General features: G+C 75.8%; 9 protein-coding genes and 3 pseudogenes. 4 read left to right on the top strand and 8 right to left on the bottom strand.

Annotated features, from left to right (window positions below; all coding sequences use genetic code 11):
- Positions 1-112 precede the first annotated feature (112 nt).
- Together AB0927_RS38425 and AB0927_RS38420 are read left to right on the top strand one after the other, a co-directional pair.
- Positions 113-1,204 (top strand): amidohydrolase family protein, encoded by a 1,092-nt coding sequence (locus AB0927_RS38425; RefSeq protein ID WP_366672492.1) that lies wholly within the window; start codon positions 113-115, stop codon positions 1,202-1,204.
- Positions 1,205-1,382: 178 nt separating this feature from the next.
- Entirely contained in the window at positions 1,383-2,321 is a 939-nt protein-coding gene (locus tag AB0927_RS38420; RefSeq protein WP_366672490.1) for an SCO1860 family LAETG-anchored protein, read from the top strand.
- A gap of 66 nt (positions 2,322-2,387) precedes the next feature.
- Here the strand turns inward: AB0927_RS38420 and AB0927_RS38415 are convergent, their stop codons facing one another.
- Positions 2,388-2,984: an NAD(P)H-dependent oxidoreductase gene (locus tag AB0927_RS38415; RefSeq protein WP_366672494.1), complete on the bottom strand. Its 597-nt coding sequence runs from the start codon at positions 2,982-2,984 to the stop codon at positions 2,388-2,390.
- A 113-nt stretch (positions 2,985-3,097) separates the two neighbouring features.
- Here AB0927_RS38415 and AB0927_RS38410 point away from each other — a divergent pair.
- A pseudogene (locus tag AB0927_RS38410) lies at positions 3,098-3,877 on the top strand (helix-turn-helix transcriptional regulator); the annotation flags it as partial.
- Between the two features lie 41 nt (positions 3,878-3,918).
- On the opposite strand, the gene cobC reads toward AB0927_RS38410, so the two are convergent.
- The 7 genes and pseudogenes from cobC to cobM form a co-directional block, all read right to left on the bottom strand.
- The gene (gene cobC, locus AB0927_RS38405) at positions 3,919-4,977 is read right to left on the bottom strand and encodes an Rv2231c family pyridoxal phosphate-dependent protein CobC (RefSeq protein ID WP_366672489.1); all 1,059 of its coding nucleotides are present in this window, start codon (positions 4,975-4,977) and stop codon (positions 3,919-3,921) included.
- Entirely contained in the window at positions 4,967-5,875 is a 909-nt protein-coding gene (locus tag AB0927_RS38400) for a sirohydrochlorin chelatase (protein WP_366672488.1), read from the bottom strand. Before AB0927_RS38400 ends, cobC begins: the two co-directional genes overlap by 11 nt.
- Positions 5,872-6,459: a precorrin-8X methylmutase gene (locus AB0927_RS38395; protein ID WP_366672487.1), complete on the bottom strand. Its 588-nt coding sequence runs from the start codon at positions 6,457-6,459 to the stop codon at positions 5,872-5,874. The genes AB0927_RS38400 and AB0927_RS38395 overlap by 4 nt, the downstream gene beginning before the upstream one ends.
- Positions 6,456-8,171 carry a precorrin-3B C(17)-methyltransferase gene (gene cobJ, locus AB0927_RS38390; RefSeq protein ID WP_366672486.1) on the bottom strand — a complete coding sequence of 572 codons (1,716 nt, stop codon included), beginning with the start codon at positions 8,169-8,171 and terminating at the stop codon, positions 6,456-6,458. Before cobJ ends, AB0927_RS38395 begins: the two co-directional genes overlap by 4 nt.
- Positions 8,168-8,794 (bottom strand): annotated as a pseudogene (gene cbiT / locus AB0927_RS38385) (precorrin-6Y C5,15-methyltransferase (decarboxylating) subunit CbiT); the annotation flags it as partial. The pseudogene cbiT and the gene cobJ, both read right to left, overlap by 4 nt.
- Before the next feature lie 627 nt (positions 8,795-9,421).
- Positions 9,422-10,015, bottom strand: a pseudogene (gene cbiE, locus AB0927_RS38380) (precorrin-6y C5,15-methyltransferase (decarboxylating) subunit CbiE); the annotation flags it as partial.
- On the bottom strand, positions 10,012-10,854 hold the full coding sequence (gene cobM / locus AB0927_RS38375; protein WP_366672485.1) for a precorrin-4 C(11)-methyltransferase: 843 nt from the start codon (positions 10,852-10,854) through the stop codon (positions 10,012-10,014). The pseudogene cbiE and the gene cobM, both read right to left, overlap by 4 nt.
- Before the next feature lie 120 nt (positions 10,855-10,974).
- On the opposite strand from cobM, the gene AB0927_RS38370 reads away from it, so the two are divergent.
- Positions 10,975-11,706, top strand: a complete 732-nt coding sequence (locus AB0927_RS38370) for a ZIP family metal transporter (protein WP_366672484.1) — start codon at positions 10,975-10,977, stop codon at positions 11,704-11,706.
- Positions 11,707-11,715 lie beyond the last annotated feature (9 nt).

The following is an 11,715-nucleotide window of genomic DNA, read 5'->3' as shown; positions in this document are numbered from 1 at the left end:
AGGGAGTCGACGCGGGCGTCGGCGACCGACGACAACGCCGCAGATCGGCGTGCCGGACCCCGCGTCTGCGCCAAGATCCGCCGGACACCCCCTAGCCCTCTAAGGTGCCGGTATGAGCGATCAGCCGGTGCTGCATGTGAAGGGCAGGGTCCTCGTCGGACCGCAGGAGGTACGCGACGAGCTGTGGGTGGTCGGCGGCCGGGTGTCGTACGACCGTCCGGCCGGGGCCCGGGACGTCCGCACCGTCGAGGGCTGGGCGCTGCCCGGCCTGGTCGATGCCCACTGCCATGTGGGCCTGGACGCGCACGGTCCGGTCGACGCGGACACCGCGGAGAAGCAGGCGCTCACCGACCGGGAGGCCGGCACCCTGCTGATGCGGGACGCCGGCTCACCCTCCGACACCCGCTGGATCGACGACCGCGCCGACCTGCCGAAGATCGTCCGGGCCGGCCGGCACATCGCCCGCACCCGCCGCTACATCCGCAACTACGCCTGGGAGATCGAACCCGGCGAGCTCGTCGCCTACGTCGCCCAGGAGGCGCGGCGCGGGGACGGCTGGGTCAAGCTGGTCGGCGACTGGATCGACCGCGACCTCGGCGATCTCTCCCCCTGCTGGCCCCGCGAGCCGGTCGAGGCGGCGATCGCCGAGGCCCACCGGCTGGGCGCCCGGGTCACCGCGCACTGCTTCGCCGAGAACTCCCTGCGCGACCTGGTCGAGGCGGGCATCGACTGCGTGGAGCACGCCACGGGCCTCACCGAGGAACTGATCCCGCTGTTCGCCGAGCGGGGCGTCGCCATCGTGCCCACCCTCGTCAACATCGCCACCTTCCCGCGGCTCGCGGCGGGCGGCGACAGCAAGTTCCCGCGCTGGTCGGCCCATATGCGACGGCTGCACGAGCGGCGCTACGACACCGTGCGCTCCGCCTACGACGCCGGGATCCCGGTGTTCGTCGGCACGGACGCCGGCGGCTCGCTGCCGCACGGCCTGGTCGCGGCGGAGGTCGCCGAACTGGTCACGGCGGGCATCCCGCCGGTCGAGGCCCTCGCGGCGACGAGCTGGTCCGCGCGCGCGTGGCTCGGCCGGCCCGGCCTGGAGGAGGGGGCACCGGCGGACCTCGTGGTCTACGACGGCGACCCCCGGGCGGATGTGGGGGTGCTGGCGGCGCCGCGCAGGGTGGTGCTGAACGGGGCCGTCGTGGAGTAGGGGGAGTCGGGGCCCCCGGAGCGCGTGCTCGTGTGAGGAACGCCTGTGCCCGGTGATTCGAAGAGGCGTGCGGAATTTCCACGTTTGAGTGAAGTGACCCAGGTTTGCTGACCATTCACCCACACTGACGACAAGGTTGACGGGTCCCAAGCAGTTCCTTCTGGGGGGTCCCACCGCCTTGAACAGCACCAGCTTCCGCATGCCCGTACGCCGTCTCGCCGCCGCGGCGACGGTCGCCGCCCTGGCCACCGCGCCCGCCGTCCTGGGCGCGGGCGCCGCGCACGCGACCGGGAACACCGGCCGCGCCACCGCCGCCGTCCTGCACACCGGGCTCGACGTGTCCCTGCTCGACAAATCCGTCGACGTCCCGCTCGCCGTCTCCCTCAACGAGGTCAAGGCACCGCGGAGCGCCGACCGCACCGCCCTGTCCGCCCACCTCGACGGGGTGGCGGACGGCGACCCGTTCACGGTCCTCAGCGCGGACGTGGCCCGGTCCAAGGCCACCGTCACCGACCGGCGCGCCGAGGGCTCCGTCCGCCTCGTGCACGCCAAGCTGCACGTCCCCGGGCTGCCCCTGCTGTCCCTGATCGAGGTGGACACCGTCACCGCGCGGGCCACCTGCGAGGCGGGCCGGGCGCCGGTCGCCGACGCGCGGGTCGTCGGCACGGTCACCGTCCTCGGCCGCCGCGTCACGCTCACCGCCGAGGGCCCCACCGACGTCAAGGTCCCCGGCGTCGGCGAGGTCCGCCTCGACCTGGCCCGGCACACCACCACCTCGCGCACGGCGGCCGCCACCGCGCTCCGGCTCAAGGTGTCCGTCAACCCCCTGAAGCTGAACGTCGCGGACGTCGAGGGCACGGTCACGCTGGCCGAGGCGACCTGCGCGTCCCCGACGGCCCCGCCCGCGCGGCACCCGGCGCAGAGCCACGCGCCGGCCTCCGGCACGAAGTCCGAGGCCGCCCCGGCCGCCGATGTGAAGCCGCAGGGCGGCGCTTCGGGCACCGACCTCGCGGAGACCGGAGGCAGCCCGGCGACGCCGTACATCGCGGGTGGCGCGGTGGCGTTGCTGGCGGTGGGCGGGGGCACGGTGATGGTGGCGCGCCGCCGGAAGAGCTGAGGGCCGGGCAGGGGCGGGAGGGGCGCCGTCGTCCCGGTCCGGGACCGGGTCCGACCGACGGGCTCGTCACCCCGGATACGGCGCCGCCTCCCGCCCCGCCCGCAGGGTGTCCGACCACCAGCTCAGCTGGTCCAGCACGGTCTTGGCGTACAGGGGGGCCGCCTCGTCGAGGGGACGGCCGTCCCGCCAGGCGGTGAAGTAGTTCGGGAAGGACAGCCCGTCCCGGACGGTCACCGCGTGCAGTTCGGTCAGCACGTTCTCCAGATGCAGCACCGCGTGCCGCCCGCCCGCCGCACCGCCGTAGCTGACGAAGGCGACCGGCTTGGCCGTCCACTGGGTGAAGTGCCAGTCGATGGCCGCCTTCAGCGAAGCGGGGTAGCTGTGGTTGTACTCGGGCGTGACGACGACGAACGCGTCCGCCTCCGCGAGGGCCGAGGTGAGCCGCGCCATCCCGGCCGGCCGGGGGTAGTCGTCCCCGGCGTGCTTCGGGGACGCCGCCGGCAGGCTCAACGGCACGTCGACGTCCGCCAGATCGACCACGTCCACCTCGAACCCGCCGTGGGCCCGCGCCTGTTCGGCCACCCAGGAACCGACGACGGGACCGAACCGGCCCTCCCGGACGCTTCCGACGATGATCAGCAACTTGTTCGTGTTCTTCGCCATGGCCACCACGATGGGCCGCCCGGCGGCGCCCAGCCAGGCCGGGCCCAGGCTGGCCCCCACAGGGCCACCCTGAGCCCGCCCGTGCGCGCGCACCCCCAACTACCCTCGGATCCATGGGGACACCGCTGGGAGACTTCATCCGCGCCAAGCGCGACAGCATCCAGCCGCGGACGCTGGGCCTGCCCGACCGCGACCGCCGCCGCTCGCCCGGCCTGCGCCGCCTCGACCTCGCCACCCGGGCCGGGATCAGCGTCGAGTACCTCACCCGCATCGAACAGGGCCGCGACCGCAACCCCTCGGTGTCCATCGTGAACGCCCTCGCCGACGCGCTGAGCCTCGACGCGGCCGAACGCGACCATGTGCGCTACCTCGCGAAGATCACCGGCGGCGAGTGCAGCGCCCACACCCGGCCGTCCCCGGCCCGCCGCGACGTGCGGCCCGAGGTCCTGCGCACCCTCGCCCTGCTGGAGCCGGGCATCGCCGTGGTGACCAACCGGGTCGGCGACCTCCTCGCGCACACCAGCGGCTTCGCGGCGCTGACCGGCGGCACCGGACTGCTCGACGGCGACGCGCCGAACCTGACGCGGTACGTCTTCACGGACCCCCGGGCGCGCGCCTTCTTCGCCGACTGGCCCGCGGTCGCCGACGAGCAGGCCTTCGACCTGTGGCGCGGCCCGCGCATCGAGAACGTCGAGTGGCTCGTCGCGGAACTCGCCCCCCAGGCCGGCCCCGAGTTCACCCGCCGCCTCGACCTCCACACGCTTCCGGCCCGTGGCGTGCTCCGCCTCCGTCACCCCTCCGGTCCCGAACTGCGCCTGCAGCGCGAGTCGTTGGGCGTCCCGGCGGACGACCAGCAGCTCGTGGTGTTCCTGGCGGCGGACGAGGAGACGGCGGCGGAGACCGACCGGCTCACGCGGCCCGAGCAGGCCTCCCGTCAGCCGAGCGCGACCGACAGCGCGGCCAGGAAACCGGTCGTCGTGGCCCGGTCGCGGACCGCGAGGCGTATCCAGTCGGTGCCGAGCCCCGGGAAGGTGTCCCCCCGGCGCACGGCGTAGCCGAGGCCGCGCAACCGCCGCCGTACGGCCGCCGCCTCCGGGACGGTGACCAGCACGAAGGGCCCCTCGGCCGGTTCCGCCACCCGCACCCCGCGCGGCGCGAGCGCGGACAGGCCCGCGACCAGGTGCGCCCGGTCCGCGGCGATGCGGTGCGCCGCGTGTCCCGCCTCCGCCAGGGCGCGCGCCGACATGCACGCCTCGGCGGCGGCGAGCGCCGGCGTGGACACCGGCCACAGCGGCTGGGCCCGCTCCAGCTCCGCGATGATCCCGGGTTCGGCCAGCACATAGCCGATGCGCAGACCCGCCAGCCCCCAGGTCTTGGTCAGGCTGCGCAGCACCACGAGTCCGGGCACGTCCGTCCGCCCCGCCAGCGCCTCCCGCTCGCCCGGCACCGCGTCCATGAACGCCTCGTCGACCACCAGCACCCGCCCGGGCCGGGCCAGCCGGGTGATCGCCCCGGCCGGGTGCAGGACCGACGTCGGGTTCGTCGGGTTGCCGATCACCACCAGATCGGCGTCCTCGGGCACCGGCGCGGCATCCAGCCGGAAGCCGTCCTCGGGCCGCAGCAGCACCCGCTCCACCGTGTGACCGGCGTCCCGCAGCGCCGCCTCCGGCTCGGTGAACTGCGGGTGCACGACGACCGGCCGGCGGACCCCGAGCGCGCGGGCGAGCAGCACGAATGCCTCCGCCGAGCCCGCCGTCACCAGCACCCGCGACCGCGGCAGCCCGTGCCGCGCCGCCACCGCCGCCCGCGCGGCCCGCCCGTCCGGGTAGGTGGCGAGGGAGGCCAGGGACGCGGCGATCCGGTCGCGCAGCCACCGCGGGGGCGTGTCCGCGCGCACGTTGACGGCGAGATCGACCAGCGACGAGCCGTCGTCCCGTACCTCGGCGTCCCCGTGATGCCGCAGGTCGAGCCCGGGGGAGTCCTCAGCGCGCATGGCTGTGCGGATGCCCGCCGTGGTGGTGCCCGTGTCCGTGGCCCTCGTCGTCCGGGTGGAAGTGCGGCTGCTGCGGCAGCCCCACCTTGTCCGCGAAGCCCGGCAGCGCGATCCGGTACACGCACGAGTCGCAGTTCATCCGCAGATCGCCCCGGACGGCCTCCTCGTACCGTTCGAGCACCAGGTCCAGCAACTCCGGTTCGGGCCCGATGACCTCGGCCGAGGACACGACGGTCTCCGGGTGCGCGGCCGCCCACTCACCGGTCTGCCGCCGCACCCGCTCCGGCAGGATCCCGGTGAACAGGAAGTAGGGGAGCACGACGATCTTCCGCGCGCCCAGCGCCGCGCAGCGGTCGAGACCGCTCGCCACGTCCGGCGCCGCGAGGGACACGAACGCCGTCTCCACACCGGCGTACCCCCGGCCCTCCCACAGCAGCCGAGCCGCCTTGAACACCTCGGCGTTGGCGTCCGGGTCGGTGGAGCCGCGGCCGACCAGCAGCACGGTCACCCCGGCGCGGTCCTGGTCGCCGACCGCCTCGGCCAGGCGCCGCTCCAGGACGTCCAGCAGCGCCGGGTGCGGGCCGAGCGGACGGCCGTAGGTATACGAGATGCCCGGGTGCCGTTCCTTCTCGCGGGCCAGCGCGGCCGGGATGTCGCCCTTGGCGTGCCCGGCGGACACCAGCATCAGCGGCACGGCGGCGAACCGGCGTACGCCCCGCTCCACCAGCTCGGCCACGGCGTCGCCCAGCGGCGGCGGGGACAGCTCGATGAAGCCGCCCGCGACGGGCAGCTCCGGGCGGCGGCGCGCCAGCTCCCGCACGAAGGCGCGGAACGCCTCGGCTCCGGCGTCGTCACGGGTGCCGTGGCCGGCGATCAGCAGGGCGGGCGGGGTGGTCACGGGTTCTCCTCGGGCGAGATCGGGTGGTACAGCAGGGCGTTGAGCGCGGCGGCGGCGACCGCCGAGCCGCCCTTCTCGGACACGTTGCTCACGGCGGGCAGCCCGCTCGCGCGCAGCGCGGCCTTGGACTCGGCCGCGCCGACGAAGCCGACGGGCAGGCCGATGACGAGCGCGGGGGCGGCGTCCAGGGCCAGCAGCTCCTCCAGGGCGGTCGGCGCGCAGCCGATCACCCACAGGGCGCCGGGCCCGACCTCCTCGTGGGCGAGCCGGACCGCGTGCGCCGAGCGGGTGAGGCCCGGGCCGGACCGGGCGTCCTTGAGCCGGCACACGGTCCGCCGCCGGGTGATGCCGGCCGCGACCATCTCCACGTCCACGACGACCGGCGCCCCGGCGTGCAGTGCGGCATGCGCCGGCACCAGGTCGGCCTCCGCCATGACGAGGTCGCCCGCGTAGTCCAGGTCGGCGGCGGAGTGGATGACCCGCTCCGTCACCGCCCGGGTCAGCGGCGGCAGGTGCGAGGTGTCCAGGCGGGCGCGCAGCCGCCGGAAGGACTCCTGCTCGATGGGGTGCACGATCCGGTTCACCGGTCGCCCTCCCGCCCGGCGGCGCAGCCGCCGACCGACGGGTCCTGCCAGCGGTAGCCGCGCGGGGTCACCATGCGCCCGGCGACGGTCCGGGTCGCGGTGTTGCCCACGGTGACGACCGTCATCATGTCGACCGTCGCCGGGTCGAGCCCGGCGAGCGTGGTGACCCGGCTCGACCCGTCCGGCCGCGAGGCGTTGCGGACGACACCCACGGGCGTCGTCGGCGCGCGGTGCCCGGCGAGGATGCCGAGCGCCTCGGGAAGCTGCCAGTCGCGGCCCCGGGAGCGGGGGTTGTAGAAGGTGACCACGAGGTCCGCCTCGGCCGCCGCCCGCACCCGCCGCTCGATGACCTCCCACGGGGTGTGCAGGTCGGAGAGGCTGATGGAGACATGGTCGTGGCCCAGCGGCGCGCCCAGGATCGCGGCGGCGGCCAGCGCGGCCGTCACCCCGGGCACCCCGACCACGTCGATGTCGTCGGACGCCTCGGCGAGCGCGGGCGAGGCCATGGCGTACACGCCCGCGTCACCGCTGCCGATCAGCGCCACCGCGTGCCCGCGCCGGGCCTCCTCGACCGCCGTGCGGGCCCGCTCCTCCTCGGCGCCGAGCCCCGACTCCAGCACCCGGGTGCCGGGCCGCAGCAGATCGCGGATCTGGTCCACGTACTGGTCGAGCCCGACCAGTACCGAGGCCCGCCGCAGCTCGGCCGTCGCGCGCGGGGTGAGCAGGTCCCGGGCGCCGGGCCCGAGTCCGACCACCGCGAGCCGCCCGCGCGCCGGGCGCCGTGCGACGGCGCAGGTCGCCATCGCCGGGGAGCCGTCCGACTTCCGCTTGGGGACGAGGAGTTCACCGCCCCGGCGCAGCGCGGCCGCCTCGGCGACCGACGGGGTGCCGACGGCCGCGAGGGGTGCGGCGGAGGGGTTGGGCACCTCCACCGCGGCCAGCTCCGGCGCGGAGTACGTCACCACGGGCACGCCCAGGCGCGCGGCGGCGCCGAGGATGCCCGGCTCGGCCGACTTTGCGTCCACGGTGGCGAGTTCGGCGACGGACCGCGGGGACAGCCCCGCCTCCCGCAGCGCCTTCTCGATCAGGCCGAGCACCTCGTCCTCCGGCGCGCCCCTGGCCGCCCCGACCCCGACCACCAGGGACGGCGGCCGTAGCAGCACCTCCCGCGGGCCGGGCCGGACGTCCCGGTCGGTGAGCCGGATCGTGTACGACCCGCGAGGCGACACCGGCAGCGGCGGCAGCGGCCACGCCGACTCCGCCCGCAGTGCGACCGGTTCGCCGTCCAGCAGGGCCCGGGACACGGCGGCGACCGCGCCCTCGCAGGGCAGGCCGAGCGTGTCCAGGCCGGCCAGTCCGACGGCGTCCGTGGCGGTGGTCACCACCGGCTCGGCACCGAGCAACTCGCCTACCTCACGGGCGAGTTCGTTGGCGCCGCCGCCGTGGCCGCCGAGCAGTGACACCGCGAACCGGCCGGCCTCGTCCACGCAGACCACACCGGGGTCGGCCGTCTTGCCGGCCAGCAGCGGCGCGAGCAGTCGTACCGTCGCGCCCGTCGCCAGGAAGCAGACCAGCCGCTCGCACTCGGCGAACGCGGCCCGTACCGCCTCCCCGGCCGGGCCCTCGTACACCCGCGTGCGGTCCGGCCAGGCCGCGGCCAGCCGGTCCCGTGCCGCGGCCCCCGCCGCGGTGGCGGAAATCAGGCCGATCACTGGTCAACTCCTTCGATGGGTACGGGGGTTCTGACGCCCCACAGCAGAAACACCGGGTTGGTGGCCGCGAGCCGGGTCACGTTCCCCGGCAGCGGGGCGAGTCGCGAGGACTGGAGCAGCACGCCGTCGCAGGCGAACCCGGCGCCGGTCAGTGCCTCCCGGGCCGCGGGCACCCGGTCCAGGGCGGCCATGGCCACGACCACGGAGCGCCGCGCGCGCAGCGCGCACGCCCGGATCACGGCGGGCAGTTCGCGCCCTCCGCCGCCGACGAACACGGCGTCCGGGTCGTCGGCGAGCCCGGACAGCGCCTCGGGCGCGGTGCCGTGCACGACGTCCACCTCGACGCCGTGGGCACGAGCGTTCGCCCGGATCCGGGCCACGTCGTCCGCGGCCTTCTCGACGGCGACGACAGCCGCGCCGAACCGCGCGCACTCCACCGCGACCGAGCCGGACCCGGCGCCGACGTCCCACACCAGCTCCCCGAGCCGGGGCCCGAGCCGGGCCAGGGCGAGAGCGCGCACCTCGAACTTGGTGATCATGGAGTCGCGGTGCGCGAACCCGTCCTCCTCCAGGGCCCACCGACGGGGCCCGGCCACCGCCCCGGCGATGGTGCGCGGGGGCCCGACCACGAGCCGGGGACGGGGGCTCCCCGCCGGACCGGCTGCCTGCTCCGGGCCGGGCGGCTGCCCCGGATCGGTCGCCTGCACCGGACCGGGCGTGTGCGCCGGGTCGGCCGCCGCCTGCTCCGGATCGGGCGTGGGCGTCGGATCGGTCGCCTGCTCCGGGCCGGGTGTGGGTGCCGGGTTGGCCGCCTGCTCCTGGTTAGCCGCCTGCCCCGGGCCGGGCGGCTGCCGCGGATCGGTCGCCTGCCCCGGACCGGGCGTGTGCGCCGGGTCGGCCGCCGCCTGCTCCGGATCGGGCGTGGGCGTCGGATCGGTCGCTTGCACCGGGCCGGGTGTGGGTGCCGGGTTGGCCGCCTGCTCCTGGTTAGCCGCCTGCCCCGGGCCGGGCGGCTGCCGCGGATCGGTCGCCTGCACCGGACCGGGCGTGTGCGCCGGGTCGGCCGCCGCCTGCTCCGGATCGGGCGTGGGCGTCGGATCGGTCGCCTGCTCCGGGCCGGGTGTGGGTGCCGGGTTGGCCGCCTGCTCCTGGTTAGCCGCCTGCCCCGGACCGGGCGTGTGCGCCGGGCCGGGCGTGTGCGCCGGATCGGCTGCCTGCCCCTGTCCCTGCCCCTGTGGTGCAGGTGTGGCCAGGCTCAGGACCACGCTCACCGTCGTGCCCCAGTCGCGGGACGCCGCCTGCGCGGGTGTCAGCCACTCCACCCGCTCCCGCTCCGGGTCGCCCAGCGCCGTCGCCACGACGAGCACCCGGTCGCGGCCACCGAGCGCGGCGCCCAGTTCGGCCGGGCCCGCGCCCGGGCCCGTGAGCACGGCGACCTTCGGGTGGGCCCGGCAGACGTTCACGGCGGTGCGCAGGGCCCTGCCGTGCGCGCTGACCACGAGCGCGTCGTCCCAGGGCAGCCCGAGCCGGGCGAACGCGGTGGCCACCGAGGAGACCCCGGGGCGCACCGACAGCCGCTCCGTGCCGAACCGCTCGGCCAGCGCCCGTACGATCCCGAGGAAGCCGGGGTCCCCGGAGGCCAGCACCAGCACCGGCAGCTCCCTGCCGACGTACTCGGCGATGGTCTCCAGCGCGGGCGCCAGCGGGCCGAGCACGAGCCGCTCGGCCCCCGCGGGCAGCCGTACCGAGTCCAGGTGCCGCCGCCCGCCGACGACGAGTGCGGCGCCCGCCGTGACGTCCTCGGGAAGCGGCGCCCCCGTCCCCGTGCCGACGACGGTGATCACCTGCCCGCCCCCCGCTCGCGCAGCTCCCGCCGGGCGTGCGGGTCGGCCTTGCGGAAGCCGTGGAAGTGGCCGGGGTGGTAGAGGTGCGAGCGGGTGCCGTGCGCGTCCAGCGCGGGCCCGACCAGGAACAGCGTGTGCTTCCAGAGCTTGTGCTCCTTGACCGTCTCCTCCAGCGTGCCGACCGTGCACCGCACCACCAGCTCCTCCGGCCACGTCGCCTGGTGGGCGACGATCACCGGCGTGGACGTCGGATAGCCGCCCTCCAGCAGCTCCCGCACCAGCTGGCCGCTGCGCGCCGCCGACAGGAAGACCGCCATCGTCGTGCCGTGCCGGGCGAACTCGCGCACCTCCTCGCCGGGCGGCATCGGCGTCTTGCCGCCGCCGAGCCGGGTGAGGACGACGGACTGCGCGACCTCCGGGATGGTCAGCTCGCGCCGCGCGAGCGCGGCCACGGCCGAGAACGACGAGACACCGGGGACGACCTCGGTCGCGATCCCCAGCTCCGCGCACCGGTCAAGCTGCTCCTGCGTGCCGCCCCACAGCGCCGGGTCACCGGAGTGGATCCGCGCCACCTCCAGGCCCTCGGCACGCGCGCGCCGGTAGACGGCCACGACCTCCTCCAGGGACATCGTCGCCGAGTCCAGGATCTCCGCGTCCGCGCGCGCGTGCTCCAGCACCTCCGCCTGGACCAGGCTGGCCGCCCAGATCACCACGTCCGCCGCCGCGATCGCGCGCGCGGCCCGGAACGTCAGCAGGTCGGCGGCGCCGGGTCCCGCCCCGACGAAGGTCACCTTGCCGAGGGGTGCCCCGGCGGGCACGTCTGTGGGGGCGTCGGCCATCGAAAAAGGTCCTCTCGTACGGAAAGCACACGGCAGTAGCGGGGTGAAATGTCAGGATGCGAGGCGATATGCGAGGTGCCCGATGTGCGCGAAGGCGCCTTCATCGGATAGCAAGTGCCTATGGCGGTCTTCGTCGCGCTCGGCGCGTTCCTGATGACGCTGGCCGGCGGCTGGACGGCTCAGCGGGTGACCGACCGTCGGCATCTCGTCCTGGGACTCGCCGGCGGTCTGATGCTGGGCGTGGTCGGCCTGGACCTGCTGCCGGAGGCGCTGCGCGCCGCCGACCGCGAGATCTTCGGCGTACCCGCGGCGCTGCTCCTGTTCGTGACCGGCTTCCTGATCGCCCACCTCGTGGAACGCACCCTCGCCGCGCGCCAGGCCGCCCACGGCGGGGACGAGCATGACCATCACCGGGCGCCCGAGGTGGGCCTCACGGCGGCCGGTGCGATGGTGGGCCACAGCGCCATGGACGGCGTCGCGATCGGCGCCGCCTTCCAGGTCGGCGGCGGCATGGGCACGGCCGTCGCGCTCGCCGTGATCGCCCACGACTTCGCCGACGGCTTCAACACCTTCACCATCACCAGCCTGTACGGCAACGCCCGCCGCCGCGCCATCGGGATGCTGCTCGCCGACGCCTGCGCACCCCTGGTGGGCGCGCTGTCGACCGTCTTCGTGCACATCCCCGAACCGCTGCTCGGCGGCTATCTCGGCCTCTTCGGCGGCGTGCTGCTCTACCTCGCCGCCGCCGAGATCCTGCCCGAGGCCCACCACGAGCACCCGGCCCGCTCCACCCTGTTGTGCACGGTGGCCGGGGCCGCGTTCATCTGGCTGGTGGTCGGCATCTCCGGCTGACCGCGCCGG

Source organism: Streptomyces sp. NPDC048106 (assembly GCF_040706415.1).
Taxonomy (GTDB): domain Bacteria; phylum Actinomycetota; class Actinomycetes; order Streptomycetales; family Streptomycetaceae; genus Streptomyces.
The sequence above is the reverse complement of the archived record's forward strand: the minus strand, read 5'-3'. Positions and strand labels throughout refer to the sequence as shown.

Coding starts and splice junctions, on each gene's coding strand:
- AB0927_RS38425 (WP_366672492.1), top strand. CDS start 113: ATGAGCGATCAGCCGGTGCTGCATGTGAAGGGCAGGGTCCTCGTCGGA.
- AB0927_RS38415 (WP_366672494.1), bottom strand. CDS start 2,984: ATGGCGAAGAACACGAACAAGTTGCTGATCATCGTCGGAAGCGTCCGG.
- cobC (WP_366672489.1), bottom strand. CDS start 4,977: ATGCGCGCTGAGGACTCCCCCGGGCTCGACCTGCGGCATCACGGGGAC.
- cobM (WP_366672485.1), bottom strand. CDS start 10,854: ATGGCCGACGCCCCCACAGACGTGCCCGCCGGGGCACCCCTCGGCAAG.
- AB0927_RS38370 (WP_366672484.1), top strand. CDS start 10,975: ATGGCGGTCTTCGTCGCGCTCGGCGCGTTCCTGATGACGCTGGCCGGC.